This is a genomic window from Bacillus sp. AY18-3, assembly GCF_008042305.1.
GTDB lineage: Bacteria > Bacillota > Bacilli > Bacillales > Bacillaceae_G > Bacillus_A > Bacillus_A wiedmannii.
In genome coordinates, this window is record NZ_QKQR01000015.1 from 216386 (window position 1) to 240232 (window position 23847).

21 protein-coding genes and 1 pseudogene are annotated in these 23847 nt (G+C 35.0%); 18 read left to right on the forward strand and 4 right to left on the reverse strand.

All coding sequences use genetic code 11. The features are described 5' to 3' along the window. The 8 genes from DM800_RS15565 to DM800_RS15595 all read left to right on the forward strand — a co-directional run bounded on the left by DM800_RS15565 (window position 1) and on the right by DM800_RS15595 (window position 10826). Window positions 1–606: a major tail protein gene (locus tag DM800_RS15565; RefSeq protein WP_147787155.1), complete on the forward strand. Its 606-nt coding sequence runs from the start codon at window positions 1–3 to the stop codon at window positions 604–606. Window positions 607–664: 58 nt separating this feature from the next. Next, window positions 665–1051 carry a phage tail assembly chaperone G gene (gpG, locus tag DM800_RS15570; protein WP_147787156.1) on the forward strand — a complete coding sequence of 129 codons (387 nt, stop codon included), beginning with the start codon at window positions 665–667 and terminating at the stop codon, window positions 1049–1051. After that, window positions 1051–1203, forward strand: a complete 153-nt coding sequence (locus DM800_RS29235; RefSeq protein ID WP_165570308.1) for a hypothetical protein — start codon at window positions 1051–1053, stop codon at window positions 1201–1203. The genes gpG and DM800_RS29235 overlap by 1 nt, the downstream gene beginning before the upstream one ends. Window positions 1204–1216: 13 nt before the next feature. After that, entirely contained in the window at window positions 1217–5902 is a 4686-nt protein-coding gene (locus DM800_RS15575) for a phage tail tape measure protein (RefSeq protein ID WP_255447000.1), read from the forward strand. Beyond that, a complete protein-coding gene (locus tag DM800_RS15580) occupies window positions 5902–6723 on the forward strand; it encodes a phage tail family protein (RefSeq protein ID WP_147787157.1) in 822 nt (273 codons plus the stop codon). The genes DM800_RS15575 and DM800_RS15580 overlap by 1 nt, the downstream gene beginning before the upstream one ends. Before the next feature lie 10 nt (window positions 6724–6733). Then, window positions 6734–8350, forward strand: coding sequence for a phage tail protein (locus DM800_RS15585; RefSeq protein ID WP_147787158.1), 1617 nt, complete (start codon window positions 6734–6736; stop codon window positions 8348–8350). Between the two features lie 121 nt (window positions 8351–8471). Further along, the gene (locus DM800_RS15590; RefSeq protein WP_255447001.1) at window positions 8472–8717 is read left to right on the forward strand and encodes a hypothetical protein; all 246 of its coding nucleotides are present in this window, start codon (window positions 8472–8474) and stop codon (window positions 8715–8717) included. A gap of 81 nt (window positions 8718–8798) precedes the next feature. Further along, on the forward strand, window positions 8799–10826 hold the full coding sequence (locus DM800_RS15595) for a polysaccharide deacetylase family protein (RefSeq protein WP_147787159.1): 2028 nt from the start codon (window positions 8799–8801) through the stop codon (window positions 10824–10826). 113 nt (window positions 10827–10939) lie between these two features. On the opposite strand, the gene DM800_RS15600 is transcribed toward DM800_RS15595, so the two are convergent. Next, a complete protein-coding gene (locus DM800_RS15600) occupies window positions 10940–11257 on the reverse strand; it encodes a DUF4834 family protein (RefSeq protein WP_098358281.1) in 318 nt (105 codons plus the stop codon). Window positions 11258–11510: 253 nt separating this feature from the next. On the opposite strand from DM800_RS15600, the gene DM800_RS15605 reads away from it, so the two are divergent. The 5 genes from DM800_RS15605 to DM800_RS15625 all read left to right on the forward strand — a co-directional run bounded on the left by DM800_RS15605 (window position 11511) and on the right by DM800_RS15625 (window position 14861). Then, on the forward strand, window positions 11511–12530 hold the full coding sequence (locus DM800_RS15605; RefSeq protein ID WP_147787160.1) for a DUF6270 domain-containing protein: 1020 nt from the start codon (window positions 11511–11513) through the stop codon (window positions 12528–12530). Window positions 12531–12600: 70 nt separating this feature from the next. Beyond that, window positions 12601–13395 carry an SGNH/GDSL hydrolase family protein gene (locus tag DM800_RS15610; RefSeq protein ID WP_147787161.1) on the forward strand — a complete coding sequence of 265 codons (795 nt, stop codon included), beginning with the start codon at window positions 12601–12603 and terminating at the stop codon, window positions 13393–13395. A gap of 172 nt (window positions 13396–13567) precedes the next feature. Continuing rightward, window positions 13568–13849: a hypothetical protein gene (locus tag DM800_RS15615; RefSeq protein WP_098358284.1), complete on the forward strand. Its 282-nt coding sequence runs from the start codon at window positions 13568–13570 to the stop codon at window positions 13847–13849. A gap of 2 nt (window positions 13850–13851) precedes the next feature. Further along, window positions 13852–14064, forward strand: a complete 213-nt coding sequence (locus DM800_RS15620) for a hypothetical protein (protein WP_147787162.1) — start codon at window positions 13852–13854, stop codon at window positions 14062–14064. Continuing rightward, on the forward strand, window positions 14064–14861 hold the full coding sequence (locus tag DM800_RS15625) for a GH25 family lysozyme (RefSeq protein WP_147787163.1): 798 nt from the start codon (window positions 14064–14066) through the stop codon (window positions 14859–14861). Before DM800_RS15620 ends, DM800_RS15625 begins: the two co-directional genes overlap by 1 nt. An 83-nt stretch (window positions 14862–14944) precedes the next feature. Here DM800_RS15625 and DM800_RS15630 read toward each other — a convergent pair whose 3' ends face one another. The 3 genes from DM800_RS15630 to DM800_RS15640 form a co-directional block, all read right to left on the reverse strand. After that, a complete protein-coding gene (locus DM800_RS15630; RefSeq protein ID WP_147787164.1) occupies window positions 14945–15454 on the reverse strand; it encodes a protein phosphatase 2C in 510 nt (169 codons plus the stop codon). Between the two features lie 568 nt (window positions 15455–16022). Beyond that, a complete protein-coding gene (locus tag DM800_RS15635) occupies window positions 16023–16517 on the reverse strand; it encodes a hypothetical protein (protein WP_147787165.1) in 495 nt (164 codons plus the stop codon). 128 nt (window positions 16518–16645) lie between these two features. Then, window positions 16646–17596 (reverse strand): hypothetical protein, encoded by a 951-nt coding sequence (locus DM800_RS15640; RefSeq protein WP_255447002.1) that lies wholly within the window; start codon window positions 17594–17596, stop codon window positions 16646–16648. Window positions 17597–17811: 215 nt separating this feature from the next. Here DM800_RS15640 and spoVFB point away from each other — a divergent pair. From spoVFB to DM800_RS15665, 5 genes and pseudogenes are all read left to right on the forward strand, one after another. After that, window positions 17812–18000: pseudogene (gene spoVFB / locus DM800_RS15645) on the forward strand (dipicolinate synthase subunit B); the annotation flags it as partial. A 150-nt stretch (window positions 18001–18150) separates the two neighbouring features. Beyond that, entirely contained in the window at window positions 18151–19197 is a 1047-nt protein-coding gene (gene asd, locus DM800_RS15650) for an aspartate-semialdehyde dehydrogenase (RefSeq protein WP_000414854.1), read from the forward strand. 23 nt (window positions 19198–19220) lie between these two features. Then, a complete protein-coding gene (gene dapG, locus DM800_RS15655) occupies window positions 19221–20453 on the forward strand; it encodes an aspartate kinase (protein ID WP_147787166.1) in 1233 nt (410 codons plus the stop codon). 11 nt (window positions 20454–20464) lie between these two features. Further along, window positions 20465–21343: a 4-hydroxy-tetrahydrodipicolinate synthase gene (gene dapA / locus DM800_RS15660; protein ID WP_000564777.1), complete on the forward strand. Its 879-nt coding sequence runs from the start codon at window positions 20465–20467 to the stop codon at window positions 21341–21343. 758 nt (window positions 21344–22101) lie between these two features. Then, entirely contained in the window at window positions 22102–23772 is a 1671-nt protein-coding gene (locus tag DM800_RS15665) for a ribonuclease J (protein ID WP_147787167.1), read from the forward strand. The last annotated feature ends 75 nt before the right edge of the window (window positions 23773–23847 follow it).

A 23847-nucleotide genomic window follows, 5' to 3' on the forward strand; every position in this document is an offset into this window, starting at 1 on the left:
ATGAATGGACTTCCAGTAGGATTTCGTGATTTACATTGGGCGGAATTATTAAAGGATGATGAAACAGGTGTTGAATATGGTGAACCAATTCGTATTGCGGGTGCAATCGAAGGCAAAACCTCACCTAAGTCTGAAACCGTTAAATTAGAGGCTGATGATGGTATTTATGCATCTTCTTCTAAGTTTGGTGGTGCTGATGTAGAGTTTAACGTTGCAGATTTACCATTTGCTGTATATGCAAAGTTATTAGGTAAAAAGGTAGTGAAAGGACAGGTTGTTGATCGAACAACAGATGTTGCGCCTTATGGTGCAATTATGTACCGTATCCCAAAAGATAATGGCAAATTCCGTTATGGGGTATTATATAAATTGAAATTCGAGCAACCAGATGAGGAAAACAAAACTGGTGGAGAAAAAGTGGAGTATCAAACATCTAAAATTAAAGGCTCAGCAATGGAACGTAAATTTGATAGAGCATGGCGCAATCGTCTTGATGAAGATGAGCCAGATTTTGATGAAACAGCGGCTAAAAATTGGTTTAAAGAAGTCCCGGCACCACCTGATGGAACCGTTAAACCATCTAATGCACTAGCTAAAAAAGACTGATAGGGAATTCCTATCGGTCTTTTTTTCTTATAAAAATACTAAATAGTGAGGGATTCTTATGAAAGAACCAATTTTAAAGTTAAGACAAGCTGATGGTAATTTAAGACCATTTTACTTACCGGGTTTCATATCTGGATTAGTAGCAAGAAATGCTTCTGAATTAGCGGATAAACTAAAAGAAGACAATGTACCATTTGAATTAATTGAACAAGGTGCTCAATTTGTTTCAGATGTTTATGAAAATAAATTTTCAAGTGATGAATTTTTAACAGGAACACACTCGCAATATTTGGCAGTAGTTATTTTTGCGGTATGTCAGTCTGTTTTAGGGAAAGTGGCTGAGGCAGCTAATTTACTTGAAAATGTATATACAGTACAAAATAAAAAAAAGAATCCTCGACCAAGAAACAAACGCAAGAACAGGCCACATACTCAGAAGCCATAATGGATCTATACAATATGCTAGAGGAACATCATGGGCTAAAACAAAATGAAATAGATGAAATTGATATTGTTTATTTCATGCGACGTATGGCTAGAAAAAAACAAAATGATGAACCGAAGCTAGCGACGGCAGAACAAGTACCTTGGTTATAAGGGAGGTGGTAGCTTGTCACAAGATATGGAGTTAGGCGTTAAGGTCTCGATGGACTTGCGGAACTTTGATTCCGGTGTAGCTGGCATGAATCGGAAATTAAAAATGGTGGATTCAGAGTTTAAAGCAGCAAGTGAAGAGGCAAAACGTTATGGTGATTCAGTAGCACAACTAAGAACAAAAATGGATTATTTAACACAAAAGTTAGATATTCAAAAGCAAAAAGTATCTCATTTTAGTCAAGCAATTGAGAAATTAAGAAATAAACAGCAACAATTACGTACTTCTAGTGAAAATTTAGCTGGAAAGATGCAACGTTTAGAAAGAGAGTATAAACAAAGTGCTCAAGCAACTGGTAAAAACTCTGAACAAACAAAACGTTTAAAGCAAGAGTTAGATAGTGTTAAAGCTCAGTATACAGCGAATATTCAAAGTTTAAGTCGAGTGAATGCAGCAATTGAAAAGAATGCTACCAACCTAAATAGGGCAAGGGAAGCTGAAGCGAGACTTAAAAATCAAATTCATCAAACGAATGAAGCTTTAGAGAGACAAACGTCTCTTTTTCATAGAGCTGGAGAAAGAATGCGCTCAATCGGGACCCGAATGCAAGATGTCGGGGCTATGATGGGCGCTTCTTTTATGGCTGGAGCTACCACGATGGGATACGCTCTTGGGAAAACAATTACAACGGCAGCTGACTTTGAATCAGCGATGTCACGTGTAGCGGCTTTATCTGGTGCATCAGATGCTGAATTACAAAAATTAACGCAAACAGCTAGAGAGCTTGGAGCTTCAACATCATTTAGTGCGAGTCAAGCGGCAGAAGGTATGCAGTATTTAGCAATGGCTGGCTTTAAAACAAATGATGTTATCGCAGCGATGCCGGGCTTATTAGATCTTGCAGCGAGTGGGCAAATGGACCTTGGAGCAGCGGCGGATATTACATCAAATATTATGTCTGGTTTTGGAATTGCAGCACAAGATGCAGGAAGGGTAGCAGATGTATTAGCAAAGGCAAGTACAAATGCAAATACAGATGTTGCTCAATTAGGTGAGGCAATGGTTTACCTTGCTCCAGTATCTAAATCATTAGGTTGGTCACTTGAAGAAGCGACGGCGGCCGTTATGGCAATGTCTGATGCGGGTATTCAAGGTGCTCAGGCCGGGGCAGCATTCTCGACTTCGATGGGACGTTTAGCGAAGCCAACTGGTGAAATGGAAAAAACAATGAAGAAGCTGAAAATAGAAATATTTGATGCTAATGGAAAAATGAAATCCATGCCAGGTGTAATTAAAGAGCTTGAAAAAGCTACTCGAGGAATGACTGACCAACAGAAATCAGCAACGCTGACAACTATTTTCGGTGCAGAAGCGTATAAACATTGGGCCGTTTTAATTGATAAATCATCAGATGCTTTAGCTAGTAATACAGATATGCTTAAAAAGAGTGCCGGTACAGCCAAAGAAATTGCAGCTAAACAGTTAGATAATTTAAAAGGTAAGATAGTAATCTTACAATCTTCAATTGAAAGTGCATCTATAACGATAGGTCATGCATTAATACCAGCGATTGATGCGATTGCTTCTGGTGTACAAAGTGCTGTTGATTGGTTTAATAATCTCGATGAAGGTACACAACAGATGATTGCAACAGGTGCAGCATTAACGGTTGGAATTATGGGGATAGTTGGCGTATTAGGACTTATGTCTATGGCTATTGGAGCATTATTAGCTAATCCAGTGGTTATCGCAATTGCGGCGGCTACAGGAGCTGTTGCTGGCTTAAGTTTAGCTGTAATAAAACTTATGGAAGATACAAAGAAAGCTGATAATGATGCACGTAATTTTGGTGATGGTGTTTCAGAAGGAACAAAAAAAGCAGCATCTGGTTATGTGAAAATGCGCGACCAAGCACTTGTTGCGTTAAATAATCTAGCTTTTTCTACAGGAGAAAAGGCTAAAGAGGCTGTACAAAAGGCGCATGAAGAGTTTGCTAAGTTGACTGATGAGGCTATGAAGGCTTTAGAGAAGGATAAAGCTAAGTTTAATAATTTTATGGGGAAATTCTTCGGCGATGCAGCTGATGAAGGAACAAAAAAACTTAGTGAACGTATTAGGGCTAAAGCTAGTGAATACTATGCTCAACAAGAAGAAGCGATTCGTAATGCCGATAAAACGATGCATGATCTAATTAATAAATATGGAAATAATCTATTTGATATGTCGGAGAAAGATTTTCAGCGCTATACGGCAGCATGGCAAGCATTTGATAAATCAACAGCTACATCCGTTTCTAAATCGATAGGAGAATTGAAAAAAGTAAACGATGCTTTTAATAAAATCGATAAAGGCGTTTCATTAGAACAAGCACAGAAACATGTAGTTGAATTAACCAATTCTACTACGAAATCTCTGTCAGAAATTTCAAAGGCTAGAGATAAAGATGTAGACAATGCGAAAAAGTATGCAAAACAAATTGGACTCCAAGGTCAAGAGGAGACCGCATTTATTGATCAGGTAAAGCGTAAATACGGTGAACAAGAAGTCGCTGTACGAGAGAATTATTTTACAAAGATGAATAAAATCCGTGATGTACTTGGTGCAAAACAATCTGAACTAGACTTTGAAGGACAAATGACGAAAGCTGAGAAAGATCGTTTCGACGCATTTCTAGTAGGTACAGGTAGTGCCTCAGCTGGATTTGAAGATTTATATGATAAGAACAATAAATTCTTTGATAAGTTAAAGAATAACTTCGATAAATCCGTAACAGACTGGACGAAATATGAAGAAAGTGTAAAACGTTTTGGAGATGCTTTACCAGAGTCTTTAAATAAGTTTTATGACACCTTAAAGTCTGGTGGAGAAAAGGCGAAAATAGCAACCGAATTACTTGCTATTGAAATGGAGAATGGGGTCAAAGCAGTAGACCTTGGCCCAGCAGGTAAAGTGAAAGTTGACGAGTTCATAGCAGGAGTGCAAAACGGGATTTACAACATAGAGCATGTAGCTATTGCTACAATTAATCAAATGCGAGATACATTTGGTCAGCAGAGTTTGACACAAGAAGGTATCGATACAATGAAATCTTATGTGGATGGGCTTCGTGAAACTGACAACATAAAAGAAATTGCAAAAAATTTAAAGTTAGATCTTCAAAGTGAAACGAAAATTGATCTTGGACCATATGGACAACATACAGCTCAAACTTTTGCCGACGGGTTAAAAGATGGAAGTATGGGGATTGATTCAGTATATATCTATTTTCAACAGAAATTAAAAGGTGTTACACAAGTTGACTTGAACCAAGAAGGACGCCAAACGATAGCAACATTAAAAACTGGTCTTCAAAATGGATTTTTAGATATAAATCAAGTTTTGGAAAAATTCAAGTTAGATGTTAAATCGGATGTGAAAGTAGACGTAAAAGGTGAAGGACAATTCACCGTTCAAACTCTTGCTGAGGGATTATCCAGTGGACAAATAAATGTTGATACCGCAATTCAGGCGATTAAAGGTCTTGTAGAGCAAGGGGCAACTATTGATCTAACTGAAAAAGGAAAGCAAACATCACAAACACAGGCTGATGGTATGCAACAAAATCAACAAGCACCATTTTCAGTAGCTGAGCAAACAAAACAAGGTATAGAAAATACACTCGGAGCCACTAGTGATGGTAACGGTGGTCCTAAATCTATGTTAGATATGTATAATGGCATGCTTGGTAATCAAGCTCTTGTAAATCAACAGGCAGATGCAACAAAGAATAATGTTCAAAGTACACTTGGAAGTACAACAGATGGTAATGGTGGCTCTAATTCAGTTAATATGATGCATGGAAATATGATTAATACACAAGGACTTGTATTCAATCAAGCTGGATTTATTAATAGTAATGTTCAAGGTACTTTAGGAAGTACAACAGATGGCGGTGGTGGTTCGAAAGCTGGGGGCATGATGGCTGGAGGCCTAGGTTCGCAACAAGGTAATGTACAAGGAAATGCTGTAGGACTAGCAAACTCAGCAACTGGTGGGATGAATACAGTAAATGGCCGTGATCCAGGTATAAAAGGTGGAACAGAGTTTGCGAGAGGAGCCTTGAGTCAAGAAGGTAACGTGCAATCTTCCGGTAAACAAATAGCTGAATCAGGAAAGAATGGTATGAGTAGTGTTTCAACGAATTCGGCTGGAATGAATTTTATTTCTGGATTTATTACTGGTATGCAAAATAAAGAAGGACCTTTAATGAGTGCAGCTAGAGGTCTAGGTAATATGGCACTTGGTGCTATGAAACGTGCGTTAGACATTCGCTCACCATCTCGTAGAGCAAAGTCTGAAGTTGGTGAAATGGTCGGAGAAGGTGTTATTTTAGGGCAAGAGAATAAAATTCCAGCATTGAAAAAAGTAGCACAAAAAATGGCTGATGCATCTATACCTAAAGTAAACCCCAGTGATATTTCACGTGCCACAAGTTACCTAAGAAGTTCTACTAGTAATGTAAGTACTGGAGATAGTTATCAATCTAGTAACTCGCCTTCATCAAGAAAGGGAGCTTCATTTGGAAGTATGCCAATGCAACGGAATACTCCAATTCAATTAGTAATAAATGATCAAGTTCTCGGGGAGGCAGTTATTCCTTGGGTGGATCTTGCTCAAGGCCAGCGAGTAAATACAACATTATTCTTTTCGGGGGCGAGATAATGCACTTAACAATAATAAGAAAAAATGGGAAACGATATAAGTTGTCTCAAGAAACTGGATATCATGTTTTATATTTTCGTCCAGATTCTATAAAAGTGAATTCTATATCAGATAAAGTAGATGGGAGACCTGGCGCTGTTAGTTCTGGTATAGAAATTGAAGGCAGGCCGATTCGAACATCAATTGTTTTTGAAGCATATGACTTTCCAGATTATGCATTAAAACGAAATGAATTCTTTCAAATTCTTGATTCGAGAGAAGATTTTTATGTGATATATAGTGAAGAACCGGGAAAACGTTGGCTAGTAAGGGCTAATCAATTTACTCCTGAACCTTTAACTAGAGTGTGGGGACAATGTGATATCATTCTTGAATCTGATTTTCCATATGCAGAATCCATTGGTACCACGATGGATTCTTTTACTTTCGACTCAAATCTCTGGCAAATAGGTCAAGGTTTAATTGCAGAGGATACAAAGTATACACATGATACTACATCTTTCCGTATCTTCAATGCTGGTGATGTATTAATAGATCCTAAGTGTATGCCATTAAAAATAAAGTATAAAGGTAAGTCTAACAATCTATCTATAAAAAATGTTACTACAGGTGATCATTGGAGTTACACGGGTAGCACGACAACAGAGCGAGATGTTATTACTCTAGATGGTGTCAAAGCATATCGAAATGTGCTAGGAAGTATTTTTAAAAATACGAATTGGGGACTAATCACATTAAAGTCTGGATGGAATGACTTTGTGTTAACTGGTGCAACAGGTGATTTTAAAATAGAATTCGATTTTCGTTTTTATTATTTGTAGGTGAAGAGAAATGTTAGTAGTGAAAGATATTAATCAACAAGAAGAAATGCTAACAGATTATAAAGAGGTGAAGAGAAAGAGACGTGTGAATGGTGAACACTCTCTTTCTTTTTATTTACTGAATACTCCTAATGTGAAACATGCTTATCATTTGGTAGATAAGCGAGCAAGTATTATGGATCAATCTGATGAATATATTGCATTAGGAATTAGTAAACGAGGCCATTATGGGAAGCTCGTTACAGCACCACATATTTTTTTCGATGACATGATGGACTGGCAATACGAGTTATATAACGGATACGCCAATTTTAAACAGTGTATGGATTTCATTTTTAATGGGACAGGCTGGAAATATGTTAATCAAGGAGCGTTTGTAGCAACGAAATTTGAAAACTTTGGTGATGACACACGGTCAGCGCTTTTACAAAAGGCTTTAAATCTTTATGAAGCTGAGATGGAAATTAATTATTCATCTAAAACAGTTACGTTTAAAAATCAAATTGGAAAAGAAACTGATGCACAGTTCCGTTATGGCCATAACCTTAAAACGTTTGAAGAAGATACGGATATGTCTAATTTTGCAACGGTTATTCGTGGTTACGGTAAAGATCATAATGATCAAGAAATTATGGTTGAATATGTATCGCCAATGGCTAAGATTTATGGGCGTATTCATCAGAAGCCAATCCGAGATGAGCGATATAAATCAAAAGAAACATTACTGGAAGCTTGTAAGAAAGAAATTAATGATGTACCAGATACAAGATTTAAAGTGAGTATTGTTAGTTTAATAGAAAATGGATTATCACCACTTCACAAGTTTGGTTTAGGTGACTATGTATACATGCTATATGAAGAAGCCGATGTGAAAGTGAAAATTCGTGTCATCGAAATTGAGGATGACCCAACAGATCCAACTAAGCCACCAGTAATTGAATTATCAACTTTTAAAGAATTAAAAACGGCGAGTGCCGTTCAAGCGCAATTTAAACAAACGCAGAAACAAGTGCAGCAACTTATGGATGACGGTGGTAATTTAAATCTAGCGTTAAAACGTCTATACATGAATACCGAAACATTTGCTGATAACACTGGCGTTTGGTATATAAATCCAGAAGATAAAAACAGATACGTCCATATTGGTGCAGGAGGCCTCGATGTTCATCGTGGTCTTATTCGAGTTGAAAGAGAAGATGGTTTTGCAACAATTATTGGCGGTGCTATACAGTATGGGTTTGATATCGCAGGACATTATCCTCCATATCGGGGGATTCATGTAGTAGAAGATGGTTGGTGGTTAACGTCTACCCATGATGTTTTAGATAGTTGCCAATTTTACACCTTTGAACACAAAACAAGATATGTAAAATTAAAGGCACAGATTTTTACTGAAGAAGGCGGAGAAGTTGAAATCGCAATGGTTTCTGCTGATAGTGGTCAACAAATCATGAGTAAAGTTTCATCTAAACAGACTGACGCACCATCACAAAACGATGATGTCGATCTTGTTTATGATTTAGGTGTTCCAAATGGTGAACTTAAAAGTTTTTATTTCCGCATGAGAAATAAAGTCAAAGGAAAGAAAGCATATACGCGTGTGTTTCGTGTGTGGTTAGAAGGTTAATAGAGAAGTATTAAAAAACGAATTTTATATAAAAACAAACTTTAGGAGGAATTATTTATGAAATCAGTTCAAATTTACTTAGGGAAACCTCAAACAAACAAACAAATTAGTAGTGTGTGACGTGCAACAAAATCAGCAAATTACCGTAAAACAATTCATCTTCAATAATGCATTAGAAAATGAACAAACAGTAATATTGACACTTAATACGATTGATATCATGACTGTTAAAGTGAAACCTGGCGACAATGTACGCGATACATTTATTGTTCTAAATTCCGGAGATAAACTACTAATTCAACAGGAAACAGAAAATGCAGTAAATGTAATGATTAACGGAACTACAGAATCAACAACTCAATATTAAACAGGGAGCCTTTTTGGCTCTCTTTTCTTTATATAAAAATCATGCCAAACAACAATGTTAAAGAAAAGATAGGTGATGTAAATGCCAATGAATTTAGATCGATGGGGCAATGATTTGTATGACAGACGATTACGTAATGAAACCAATAAGAACTGGGATAAAATTGAAGGTTCCTACAACAATATCGAAAAAAACAGTAGCAAAGCGACATTAGATGCCACGACAGCAATAACAAAAGCAAATACAGCTAATGAATTATCTAAAAGTGTACAAGAACAACTAAATAAAGTAACCATTCAAGGCGATTCTTCAGTTGAAGCAGCGCAAGCACGTGTATCACTAAACGGAACTACTTTTAATGTCCTAAATGATAGATTGAATTACATGGAAGCCAGTAATCCTGAAACAGGAATTATCGCCTTTACACACGATGATGGTTTTTTTGAAGATCGTTTAACATATAGCATTTTTAAAGAATACGGTCTTCCTTGCACTTTCGCTCTTATTAAAGACAGAGTATTTAGTTATAACTACATCGACTACTATCGCCAATACCAACGAGATGGATTCACTATTATGTCACACAGTTGCACTCATCAAGATATGAGTACAGAAGTAATGTCATTACAAGAAGCAGAATATGAAATTTCTAATAGTGCTAATTGTTTTAGTAAATTTGGATTAAGTGTAAATGGATGGGTAACTCCAAATAGTACACTTAATGATAAATATTTAGACTTAATTAAAGCGAACTATGATTATGCGGTTACAAGATTCAATGGAATCTTGGATGCAGACGCTGTAGGACATATAAAAAAATCGCATGATCCGTATAAATTGTACCGCTACAGTTTAACTCACAATAGTCTAGATAGAATCAAAAAGGCGATTGATAATTGTATTAAAGAACGTGGGTTACTATTATTTTACGATCATCGTACTGGAGCAGGTTCTGGTCATGTGGAAGAAGCGAAATTGAGAGAGATACTAGCCTATGCGAAATCTAAAGTAGAAAGCAAGGAATGTCGTGTACTCAATATGAACGATTCAATCAGTTCATTCTTTGGAACACAATTGATTGATAAAACAAAAGGAAGTGCAACAATTAACGTTTCGCCAAGTTTATTTGATAATACAGGGGCAGGATTAACAGAGAAAAAGTGGTTTTTTTCAAAGCATGGTAATGATTTAGGAGAAACCTACAAAATAGTATCGTTGAACAACGAAAATATCGGTATGGTTGAGTATTATGGAATGATACCAAAAGGAAAAGGGAATAGCTTACAAACAAAATTACTACTAAGTAATATGAATATGAATAACATCGAAAGTCAGAATGTGTATTTCGCACAAGATGTTTGGGTAGATGGTGATGTTTCAAAAGCTAAATTTACTTTTGAAGTAAGATTCTATGCTAAAGATGGAAGTTATGACGGTACTCACGTTCATAAAATTAATGTAGGCAATAAACGAATGAGATTCGAGTCTGTTTCTACGCCTTACAAGTTAATAGATTTTAGTTACGTAATGGTATATATTCGGTTTGAAGCTTTAGAAAATATTGAATCGGCTTTTAAATTTTATCTAGGGAAACCTGTTATTTCTTTTGGGATTCCTAAGGAGGATCTTACTCCTGTACAGGAAACGCCAAGTTTAGATAATAAAGAAATAAGATTATCTCTTGATGCAAGTACTTCGTTAGGAACACCTTGGTCTCCAAGAACTTGGATTAGTTATTCGTTACCAACATACGAAAACAGTTATCTAAAAAGCTCTTCGAGTGCCACTTTCGAAGTGAAGGTGAGTGGGTTCTACAATATTAATTTCAACGCGCATTTTAATGTAATAGAATCTGGTTCGCCGAATGCTTTTTCTCGCATGGTTTTTGATATTGGTAAAAGTGGATTTGGACCAAATGCAGCAGAAAGAAGTATTTGTTATTTCAGGCCACCGGATGACCGTTTTTCTGTTCAAACAAATCATCTATTGTATTTAGAAAAAGGAGAAAAAATTTATATTCGTGGTTTTTATGATGACACAATAGGTACATGTACTGAGTATAAAGAAAAGGCGACTGTAAGTGTAGTGTATATGGCGTCTAAACTTTAATGAATGTATTTGACACAGGTCAAGTTATCATTGTGAAATCTCCAAGAATTAAGATTAATAAAAAGTGATTTAAAAAATGTTACTCTTGATGTTTATTAAATCACTAAGTTAAATTAATCCTGTGAATCTACGTCGTCATGATTATTACCGTCTGAATGATCATGAGCGCTTTTTATAGATGCTGTAATAAATGCAGTTGTCATCACGGCATTCGTCCAATTTGCTTCAGCATCATTAGCATTTGTTCCTGAATCATTTTGATTACTATTTTCTTGTGTTGAGGAGTGATTTTTTAATTCTTTTTCAATAGATTTGTTAGGTTTTTTCTTCCTACCAAAAATCTTCATGAATACTTGTATTATAAAGCATGCAATGAAGACTACTAGAAGAAAGAAAAAGAGAACTAAGGATAGATTAATTATATCTTCCATACTTATACCCGCTTTCTATATCATTAAATGAAATGGAATTTTATGTTTTTATATTAGTATGCAGGTCATTAAAGTAGTTGTGCTATTAAAAGATAACAAAAAAATATTTAATTGTAAAAAATCAAAGGATACAAGGGATATGAATTTTCAAAAGTTGGTGGTTTGAAAAAGTATTTCATTATTATTTGAACAATGATAAGATTGCTAGGGGACAATATATATTGATTTTATAATTAGGGAGATATGTTTAATAATGGTTAAGCAAATAGCTATTTTAGGTTCTTGTGTTACAAGGGATAATTTCAATTCCCTTTTCAACAAAAATTACAAAATATTTTTTGATGTGGTGGCATATCATCATCAATCTTCTGTACTGAGTCTTATGTCAAAGCCACTTCCTTTTCTAGAAGGGGAAGACTTGACGGGTTTAAGGGATTTTGATAAATGGCATTTAAGGTCAGAACTAAGTAAAGAGTTTTTAGGTTTATTAGCAAATAAAAATATTGATTATCTAATTATAGATTTTTATGGAGACCTCTATAATAGTGTAATTAAACTAGATGATGAAAATTACTTAACGGATAATCCTAAGTTTAAGAATTTATCTTTTTTCAAAAATCATCAAAATAGAATAAATATCAAGGATGAAAAAGATCTATTTTTAGGTTTATGGAAAGAAAAGATTGATGCTTTTTTCAAATTTATAAAAGAAGTTACACCGAATACTAAAGTTATTTTGAATCAATCAAGATTCGCAGATACTTTTGAAAATGGAAAAAGCTTAACGGCATTTAGAAAGCAAATGAATATCCAAACTATAGATGTAGATGAAATGAATGCTATTTGGGATATTTTAGACAACTATGTAATAGACAACTATGATGTAATAACCATTGATATGAATGAAAAAACATATCATTTAAGCGAAACGCACCCATGGAAGGCATTTTATGTTCATTACACAATGGATTTTTACGATGATTTTTTTCATAAATTTTTAAATTTTGATGTTAATCAATTGCAGAGTGAGATGGAACATACAAAGAAAAAGGTAGAAAACATGGTACATGAAATGGAATGTACAAAGAAGAAAACAGAAGACATGGCACATGAGCTTGAAACGTCAAAAAAGACAATTAGTTTAGTGACAAACCAGATTAATGATTTAAATCAAATTAATCTAGATCTTCTCTCTAAGATAAATGTAATGGAAAATGAAAATTTTATTGAATTCATTAAAAGAAAACGCGCTTTTAAGAAAGAAGACAGGTAATAGTCTTCTTTTTTTATTTTTAAGTATGGTAAAATAACCCTAAGCAATAACGACTGGAGGATTTACTAACATGAATTTAAAGAAGATTGCTATTATATCTGTAGCAATAAATGTAGCTTTTCTAATAGTAGGAGGTTATTTCTTCTACAATATGAATCATTATTCTGGTACCAATAAAGAAGTATCAGTCGCGAATAATAATAAAGAGAAAACAGCAGAAACTAAATCAAATAATAATAGTACTGAATCGATACCAACAGAAACGAATAAAGATAAAAAATACGGCATTTCTCCGCAGTATAAAGTTCGTTCAACACTTATTAATAGTGATAATAAATTAGAATCAGGAGTATTATTTTTAGGTGATAGTTTAACAGATTTCAATGAATGGGATGAAGCTTTTCCTGATATTAAAACTTATAATCGGGGAATTAGTGGTGATACAACTGTAGGATTAATCCATCGATTAAATCAAGTTATCAGTTTAAAACCGACTAAAATATTCCTTATGATTGGCGTTAATGATTTGGCAGCGAAAACACCAAAAGAAAATGTTCTAAAAAACTATAAGAATATCCTTGAACAACTTACAGTAAAACTTCCTAACACAAAAATATTTATTGAAAGTATGCTTCCTGTTAAACCATTATCTAAGACAACAAACTTAAACAACTCCGATATTAATTGGTTAAATAAAGAACTTGAAAAATTAGCTAAAGAAAATAACCATACTTTTATCGATTTACATTCTTTATTTACAGATGAAAAAGGGGAATTGAAAAAAGTATGGACGGTTGATGGGGTACATCTAAATGGAGAAGGATATAAAATATGGGAAAATAAAATAAAGAGCTATGTTTACTAATAATTAATTTTTAAACAAAATACGGCTTTTATTATAAAGTAGAATCGATTTGGGAAACGTTATACGAAGGAAAAGTGACAGTTAAAGGATCGATACCAAGTAAGGTAATATAAATTAACTTTAAAGAGAGACGATATTCGTCTCTTTTTTTATTTCGAAAGGAGCTGAACCAATGACGATTGAAATTGGTGTGCTAATTGCAGTGTTATCGCTTGCAATTAGCTACTTAGCATATTCTTTAAACAAAACAAAGACCATCAAATCTGATGGGCAACAAAGCGCAGAAATGAAAGCGGAACTAGGATATATCCGCAAAGGTGTTGATGATATCCGAATCGATTTAAAAGCAAGTGAAAAACAAATGATTGCTCTTGGAGAACGTGTAACACGAGTTGAAGAAAGTTCTAAGCAAGCTCATAAGAGACTTGATAATTTAGAAAAGGAGGCTAATTAAATATGAAAGAAAAACTTAAAAATAGAGGTTTATGGGTTGCTCTGTTTGCTTTGTTAGGGATGGTATTAATGGATACTATCCCTAATTTTAATTTGGGACGATATCAGGAATACGTTGATGTTATTCTGTTTATTTTAGCTGCTGCAGGTGTTATCTCAAATCCATCAGTTGGGAAATGGTTTGCAGATAATCCGAACAAGGGAGCGGGTGAGTAATGGGACACATTGTAGATATTTCAAAATGGAACGGTAATATTAACTGGCCAGTCGCAAAACAGTATTTAGATTTCGTAATTGCTCGAGTACAAGATGGTTCAAATTATGTAGATCCACTATATAAAGGATATGTACAAGCGATGAAGCAACATGGAATACCATTTGGTAACTATGCATTTTGTCGTTTTGTTTCGGTTGAAGATGCAAGAGTAGAAGCGCGCGACTTCTGGAATCGTGGTGACAAAAGCGCGACAGTTTGGGTTGCTGATGTAGAAGTGAAAACAATGGATGATATGAGAGCAGGAACGCAGGTGTTTATCGATGAACTATACCGATTAGGTGCTAAGAAAGTTGGTTTATATGTTGGTCATCATATGTATGAACCTTTCGGTATGGCAAACGTGAAATCTGACTTTGTATGGATTCCACGATACGGCGGCAATAAGCCAGCGTATCCTTGTGATATTTGGCAGTACACAGAAACAGGAAATGTACCTGGTATCGGTAAGTGTGACCTTAATTCACTTATAGGGAATAAGTCACTGTCTTGGTTTACCGAATCAGCAACGCAGGAATCTGTACAAGCACCCAAACAAAACATCATCCAATCAGGAGCTTTTTCACCTTATGAAACTCCTGATGTTACGGGGGCATTAACATCCTTAAAAATGACCGCTAAATTCATTTTGCAACCAGATGGATTAACATATTTCATTTCCAATCCAACATCAGATGCACAATTAAAAGCAATGAAAGAATACCTTGACCGTAAAGGTTGGTGGTATGAAGTTAAATAAAACATACTATGTAACAGCAAATGAAGCACATGTATATGTGAAGTGAAAAGTAAAAAAAGATGCTCTAATTAGAGCATCTTTTTTTAATAGTTTGCAGGTTGTAGTAATCCTCTTTTATCCGCATTATGAATCATTGTTACAACTTCAGCTCTTGTTGCATAATCTGTTGGACGAGAACCGTCATAAATTTTATTTCTTACTGCCCAAGCGTTTGTTGTAGAGAATCCAGGCCATGTTTTGTTAGTATAAGCAAGATTTCTGAAATTATAAATGAACGAAGCCATTTCTTGACGAGTTACTAAGTTAAGAGGACGTCCATCTGCAACTCTTAGTTGTCTTGCAAAGTTATGAGCCCCGTCCATACCAATACCTGGAGCATCATTCCATGCTCTTACCATAATTAGCCATGCGTTTTGACGAATTTCCAGATTATCACGTAAATCCGCTGTGATGTAACCTTTATTTAAAGCCCAATTCATATGTGTGTCTGCCCAATGCGCTGATGCTGCTTTAGGCGAAAGTGTTGCGAAACCAACAGATAGCATAACAACTGCAGTAGCAACAACCATAATTTTTTTGATTTTTTTTAACATATTTTCCATTCCTCCCCTATGTGTTTGCGACTTTTAATATATTAAAGTATTTTGTTTTAAAAGTAAATAGATATATAGATGTTATTTAAGGAATAATTTGAGAAATTAACAACAAAATGGAATTATATATTAGAAGTGATTTCTTACAAAAGAATAGTTTTATGAATAAAAATTATTACCTGGTTTTATATGTAGATAATTATATATTGATTTTCATCTTTATAAATGTTAGTGTAAATATACACCGTTTCTTATTTATCTATGAGTACTGTCTGTAGAACGAATAGAATAAATTGAAAAAGATCCCCTGATGCACTCATATGCAGAAGGGGATCTTAATTTTTATGAGATTTAAAATTTACTTTTAGATAATGCTTTAAGTACTGGCTTTACAATTAAACCTATTAAACGAAAGCCTTTAAATATAGAGCGTACAACTTTCATGAAGATGCCCCCTGAAAGAAATTATATATTAAGTATGTATTATTTCTTTTCTTTAACTTCAATGAAGTTTAATACTTTAACTTTTGAATCATCATTTTCAAATTTGGTGTTATATAAGTCTACTCTAGTACAACTTTTTTATAGCTTTCATATACATGTCTGACCCTTGATTTATTAAGATAAAACCATCATTAACCTCAGATTTATTCATATTATCTAGGTAAACGTATACGTCTTCTATCCCGTCACGCATAATTTTCAACGAACGTAAAATAAGTTCATGAATATCTTTTTGCCCATCACCAGGTGTTAGAGCATTGAATTTGTTTGTTACGTTTGATACATTAGCTAATGCGTCTCTGAAACGCTGTTTTGATGTACTTAGCGTACTATCTTCATTAATTATCTTAGACATTTCACCCATAGAGGTTTCTAACTCTTTAGTTAAATCCATAACCTCAGTCTTATAAGCTTTGGCTGCTGGGCTTTCTTTAGCAGTTTCTTGTTTGTCTGATGCATCTAGAGATGTACTATCTTTTAAATGGTCTTTAGATACCTCACAACCTCCACCCACAAGCATGAGTGTAAGTGCGAGATATACTAGTTTCATTGCTTTCATTTTAGTGTATTCTCCTTGTGATATTATTTGTTTCTCTAGTTAGGGCTCTTTTCATTACTTAAGCCAACTCATGTAAGGTGTCTACTTTTGATAATGTCAATTCAACACCTTTACGCATAGTCTCCATTTTATGGATTACTATTACCTAAAGCGATAACCGCAGAAATATATTCTTCATTTAATCCTTTTCGAATTATAGCCATACATGTCCCAGACTCATCACCTAAGAATGCTGTTTCAGGAACGCTATTTTTCAATATTTCACTAGTGAATGTAATGATTTCTCTTTCAGGATCTTGAGCATCTATATAACGATCTTTCTCTATAGCATCGACTGGAAGTATATTTTTTACTTCTGTCATGACATCGGATAATGAACGACTTTGTTTTCCTGATTGGGAAAATTGAAGGGTGATATTATTTGCTCTGCCTTCTAAAAACATTGCTATAATATAATCGTTTGCAAATCTAGCGATTGAAGCGGACCCTTTATTTGAACCGTATTCTTTTACAAAGTTTTCTTCTGTATCACCTAGACCAGCTTTAACAGAAATTTTATTTGATTGTGTAGCCGGTAATTGTTTTTCCTTATCTGGTGTAGATTCTTTCTTTTCTTTTTGTTGTTTCTCTTTTTCTTCAGCTTCGGCTTTTTCTTTAGCTTCTTTTTCAGCTTTCTGTTGTGCTTCTTCCTGTTTGCGTTTTTCTTCGGCAGCCTTTTTCTCTTCGTTAGCTTGTTTAGCTTTTTCTTGTTCTTCTTTTTCCTGTGCTTTTTTCTCTTGTTCTTTAGCTTTCTTTTCCTTTTCAATTTTTTCTTTTTCTTGGTTTTCTTTTAATACTTTTTCTTCAACTCTTTTTTTATCAATTGCAACTCGTTCTTCTGGAGTTATCGACTTGCTAGCAAACACGCTTGCTAAAATAAACGAAATGAATAATAACGGCAAGAAAATTAATATAACTCGACCTCTTGTTTTTGTGTTGCCAAAACGAACGACCTTTCCTGGTTTGATTAGACCTATAATTAGTGCAATTACCGATAGTATTGACACTAATAAAAACAAAAACATTAATGCAGTAAACAAATAAAAACCTCCTTATATATGTAAATCAAGATATAGTTATAACAGGAATAAATGGTTGAGTTACATAATTATTGTAAAAAATCTAATGTATACTTTCTTAAGCTCGCATAAACCCACATTCAAAAAACTTGTCCATTAAGTTACTTATAATCCTTTTGAATGAGTTATTGTATTATAGAAGAAAAAAGAAATACTTATATTGTCATCACCCTGTTGGCGTCAACCTCATGCGCCTAATGGCAACAAAAAACATCTACTTCGTCCCATTCGGTCAAGATGCACCAGAGAAAAAACCAAACTCAATGGTAGCTCGCATGGAGCTGCTGGAAGATACAGTATTAGAAGCGCTGCAAGGGAAGCAATTGCAGCCGGTTGTCGTAGAAAAATTCAGATATATGAATTAAAAAACGAAAAAAAACGGACAATTTTTGATGAAACCATCATTCTTACTGTAGAATATGATAAAATTAACGTTATTAAGATTAGAAGGGGTATTGTATACTCCTTCTAATTCTAAGTTATAGAAGGATTGGTATCTAGAAAGGGGCATAGTGATGGAAAAGCAAAAAACTTTTCATGTCGCTGTAGTTGGAGCAACCGGCGCAGTTGGTGAACAAATGTTAAATACTTTAGAGAAACGAGAATTTCCAATCGGGAAGTTAACGTTACTTTCATCTAAACGATCTGCAGGTAAGAAACTTGTATTTAAAGGCGAAGAATTTACAGTTCAAGAGGCAACTCCTGAAAGTTTTGAAGGAGTAGATATCGCACTATTTAGTGCTGGTGGATCTGTATCAAAACAATTAGCGCCAGAAGCAGCAAAGCGCGGTGCGATTGTTGTTGATAATACAAGTGCATTCCGTATGACAGAAAACGTGCCACTTGTTGTACCTGAAGTAAATGAAAACGACTTAAAAGAACATAATGGTATTATTGCAAATCCAAATTGTTCTACAATTCAAATGGTAGTAGCTCTTGAGCCAGTTCGTCAGCAATATGGTTTAAAACGAGTAATCGTTTCCACATATCAAGCTGTATCAGGTGCTGGTGCGGCAGCGATTGAAGAACTTCATGAACAATCACAAGCAATCTTAAATGGTGAAGAAGTGAAGGCGAATGTTTTACCTGTATCAGGTGATAAGAAACATTTCCAAATTGCTTTCAACGCGATTCCACAGATTGATAAATTCCAAGATAATGGATTTACGTTTGAAGAAATGAAAATGATTAATGAAACGAAAAAAATTATGCATATGCCTGAATTAGAAGTAGCGGCAACATGTGTACGTTTACCAGTTGTATCAGGTCACTCTGAGTCTGTTTACATCGAAGTAGAAAAAGAAGGTGTAACAGTAGAAGAATTCAAGAGCTTACTTGCAAATGCGGAAGGTATCGTTCTGCAAGATAATCCAGAAGAGCAGTTATATCCAATGCCAGCTACTGCAGTAGGTAAAAACGAAGTATTCGTTGGAAGAATCCGTAAAGATTTAAATAACGATAAAGGATTCCATCTTTGGGTCGTATCTGATAACTTATTAAAAGGCGCTGCATGGAATTCTGTTCAAATTGCAGAGCGCTTAGTAAAATTACAATTAGTGTAAACGGCTAAGAGAAGGTGCAAAATATGAAAATTATTGTTCAAAAATTTGGTGGCACATCCGTACGTGATGAAAATGGACGTAAGCATGCGCTTCATCATATAAAAAAATCGCTAGATGCGGGTTATAAAGTAGTTACTGTCGTATCTGCTATGGGCCGTAAAGGTGAACCATATGCAACTGATACTTTGTTAAGTCTTGTAAATCAAGAGGGATCTCGCATTTCTAATCGTGAGCAAGATTTATTATTATCATGCGGAGAATTAATCTCAGCAATCGTCTTCTCTAACATGTTAAATGAGAACGGTATAAAAGCAGCGGCATTAAATGGTGCACAAGCTGGTTTTGTAACAAATGATGATTTTACAAATGCTAAGATTATTGAAATGAACTGCGATCGTATACATGAAGAGCTAGAAAATCTAGATGTAATCGTCGTTACAGGATTCCAAGGACAAACGAAAAAAGGTGATACGACAACACTTGGACGCGGAGGTAGCGATACTTCAGCTTCTGCATTAGGTGTTGCGCTTCATGCTGAATTTATTGATATCTTTACAGATGTAGAAGGTGTTATGACTGCGGATCCTCGCATTGTAAAAGATGCACGTCATCTTCAAACGGTAACATACAATGAAATTTGTAACATGGCATATCAAGGTGCAAAAGTCGTTCATCCACGTGCAGTTGAAATTGCGATGCATGCCAAAGTACCACTTCGTGTACGTTCTACGTATTCTGATAGTGAAGGTACGCTGATTTCAGCATCGGACGGTGCGACAAAAGGCCGTGATGTAGAAGAACGTCCTGTTACAGGTATCGCTCATGTATCAAATGTGACGCAAATTAAAGTGCTTGCAAAAGAAACAGCATATGATTTGCAACAGCATGTGTTTAAAGAAATGGCGAATGAAGGAATCAGTGTCGATTTAATTAACATTTCACCTACTGGGGTAGCTTATACGGTGAGTGATAGTGTATCAAGTCGTGCAGTTGAATTATTAAAAAACCTTGGATATGAGCCAATTGTGACAGAGCATTGTGCAAAAGTATCTATTGTAGGAGCTGGAATGGCAGGATACCCAGGGGTTACTGCGAAAATCGTTACAGCTTTAGCGGAAAAAGGTATTCAAATTCTGCAATCGGCAGATAGCCATACGACAATTTGGGTTCTTGTAAAAGAAACTGATTTAGTGGAGGCTGTAAATGCATTACATAGTGCGTTTGAGCTTTCAAAAGAAAAGCAACTGGAACAATAAGGAGTGAGACCATGATAGATTTTGGGACAATTGCAACCGCGATGGTAACTCCGTTTGATAAAAACGGAAATATCGATTTTGCGAAGACAACGAAATTGGTAAATTATTTAATAGATAACGGTACAACAGCAATCGTGGTAGGAGGAACGACAGGAGAATCTCCTACATTAACTTCAGAAGAAAAAGTAGCGTTATATCGCCATGTCGTATCTGTTGTCGATAAAAGGGTGCCCGTAATCGCTGGAACAGGTAGTAATAATACGCATGCTTCTATTGACTTAACTAAAAAGGCAACAGAGGTTGGTGTTGATGCAGTAATGCTAGTAGCACCGTATTATAACAAACCGAGTCAAGAAGGAATGTATCAGCACTTTAAAGCAATTGCTGAAAGTACGCCGCTTCCGGTTATGCTATATAACGTTCCAGGACGATCTATTGTACAAATCTCCGTTGATACAGTTGTTCGTTTATCAGAAATAGAAAACATTGTTGCGATTAAAGATGCAGGCGGCGATGTGTTAACAATGACAGAAATCATTGAAAAAACAGCGGACGACTTTGCAGTATACAGCGGTGATGATGGTTTAACGTTACCAGCTATGGCAGTTGGAGCGAAAGGTATCGTTTCTGTAGCATCTCATGTGATTGGAAATGAAATGCAAGAAATGATTGCAGCATTCCAAGCAGGAGAATTTAAAAAGGCGCAAAAATTACATCAATTACTTGTAAGAGTAACGGATTCATTATTTATGGCGCCAAGCCCAACGCCAGTAAAAACAGCGTTACAAATGGTTGGGTTAGATGTAGGTTCTGTACGTTTACCACTTCTTCCATTAACAGAAGAAGAAAGAGTAACGTTACAATCTGTTATGCAATCTATCCCTCGTTAATAAAAAATGACCTAGTGTAGAACTAGGTCATTTTTTTATGGTATGAAAATCTTTGCCGCTCTTTTTTACCTACCATATTACTCCATGTGTTTGATCGTTTTTTCATTATGTATTGCAACATGTACAAGAAAATAATTGTACCCCTTTAAATGAATCAAAAAAACACAGTTATTATAGAATAAACATTTGTATAAACGTAATAAACTATCGATTCTGTTTTTCAGAGGAATTGTCTCAAATGTGACGTGATTCATAAAAAAGCTTCATTTTATAAGTGTTTTTGTTCGATTCTAGAAAAATAAGTCTTGAAAATCCATATAATGAAATAAATTTAGCGTATTTATGGCTATTTCTTCAAAATAATATGGAGTATAAAATCGGAGTAAATATAAAGGAAATACGTTCGATACTTTTGTTGTAATTCCGTTCTTTTACTTTCTCTTTCGCACGATTTAACTTGTGTTCTATTTCTTGTATCAGGTATAATATGGCTAAGTAGCTTAGTACGGGTATGCTTAGCAAAATTGGTAAAAATTATAATTTGATTACATTTTCATATCATATCGAATAAGATATTTGATTTATATAATGAAAGAGAGGTGAAACCTGGTTTAAAAAATAAACAAGGACATGATATCGCATAACGGTAAGGACATTCGTCTTGGACGGTGAATATATGGTGGTTGTAGAGTTTCCCCTGGTGTCTCTGCAATTTTAGTGAAATCAGTGTTTGAAAGATTTTTAAACCAGGCAACAACATGAAGAGAAAAGAGAATGAGTCTGTTAAAGTATTTGCTCTTGGTGGAGTAGGTGAAATCGGGAAAAACATGTACTGTGTTGAAATTGATTCTGAAATCTTTATTGTAGATGCAGGATTAATGTTCCCAGGAGATGAAATGTTTGGAATTGATATCGTTATTCCTGATATTACATATTTAGTGGAAAACCAAGAGCGAGTAAAAGGTTTATTTATTACTCACGGTCATGAAGATCATATTGGTGGAATTGTTTACGTACTTCGTAAATTATCAATTCCAGTGTATGCAACGAAATTAACAGTAGGACTTATACAAGAAAAACTTGGCGAAGCGGGTATGTTAGGCCGTGTAGACTTAAAAACAATCGATTCAAATTCAACAGTAGAGTTTAATACTACAACGGTGTCATTCTTTGGAACGACACATAGTATTCCAGATTCTGTTGGTGTTTGTTTCCATACATCAAAAGGTGCTATCGTATACACGGGAGACTTTAAATTCGATCAAACTCCAATTGGAAATAGTGGAGCAGACCTTGGAAAAATGGCACAAATCGGAAATGAAGGCGTACTGTGCTTATTATCTGATAGTACAAATGCTGAGCGTCCAGGCTATACAGGTTCTGAAAAAGAAGTTGGTGTAGAAATTTCTAAAGTGTTCTACGGCGCAGAAGGACGTATTATTATTGCTTCATTTGCATCGAATGTACATCGTATTCAACAAGTATTTGATGCAGCTGCTGAAACAGGACGAAAAGTAGCGGTTGTAGGACGTAGTATGGTGAAAGTGGTAGATATCGCAAGACGTCTTGGTTATTTAGATGTTCCAGAAGGTATGGTTATTTCACTACAAGAAGTAGACAATTTCCCAGAGAAAAAGGTAGCTATTTTAACGACAGGTAGCCAAGGTGAACCGATGGCAGCCCTTTCTAGAATGGCGAAGCAAGCTCATAAACAAATTTCAATTCGTAAAGGCGATACGGTTATTATTGCGGCTTCTCCAATTCCGGGTAATGAAATATCTGTATCGAAAATTATTGACTTGTTATTTAGAGCTGGAGCTGATGTTATTTATTACGGTGAAAGAAAAGTTCACGTTTCAGGTCACGGTAGCCAAGAAGAATTAAAGTTAATGTTAAATTTAATGAAACCGAAATATTTTGTACCCGTACATGGTGAGTTCCGTATGCAAAAAGCACATGCATATTTAGCTGAAGATGTAGGTATTGCAAGAGAGAATATCTTTATCGTAGAAAAAGGTGATGTGATTGCTTTTGGTGACGATGACGCAAACTTAGTTGGCAAAGTACAAGCTGGTAATGTGTTAATTGATGGATTAGGTGTAGGTGACGTTGGTAATATCGTTCTTCGAGATAGAAAAATGTTATCTCAAGATGGAATATTAGTAGTTGTTGTAACACTTGGTAAAGATGAAAAGAAAATTATCTCTGGTCCAGAAATCATTTCACGTGGTTTTGTGTATGTTCGTGAATCAGAAGCGTTAATTGACCGCTCTACAGAGATTGTACGTATGATTGTTGAGCAATCGATTAAAGAGTATTCAATTGAATGGTCTATGTTAAAACAAAATATTCGTGAATTATTAGGGCAGTTCTTGTACGAAGAGACAAAGAGAAAACCTATGATTTTACCGATTATTATGGAAGTATAAAAAAGATCACCTTTACGGGTGATCTTTTTTTCTTTTTAAACTCTATCGAATGAAATTTATAACTTAAGAAATAAT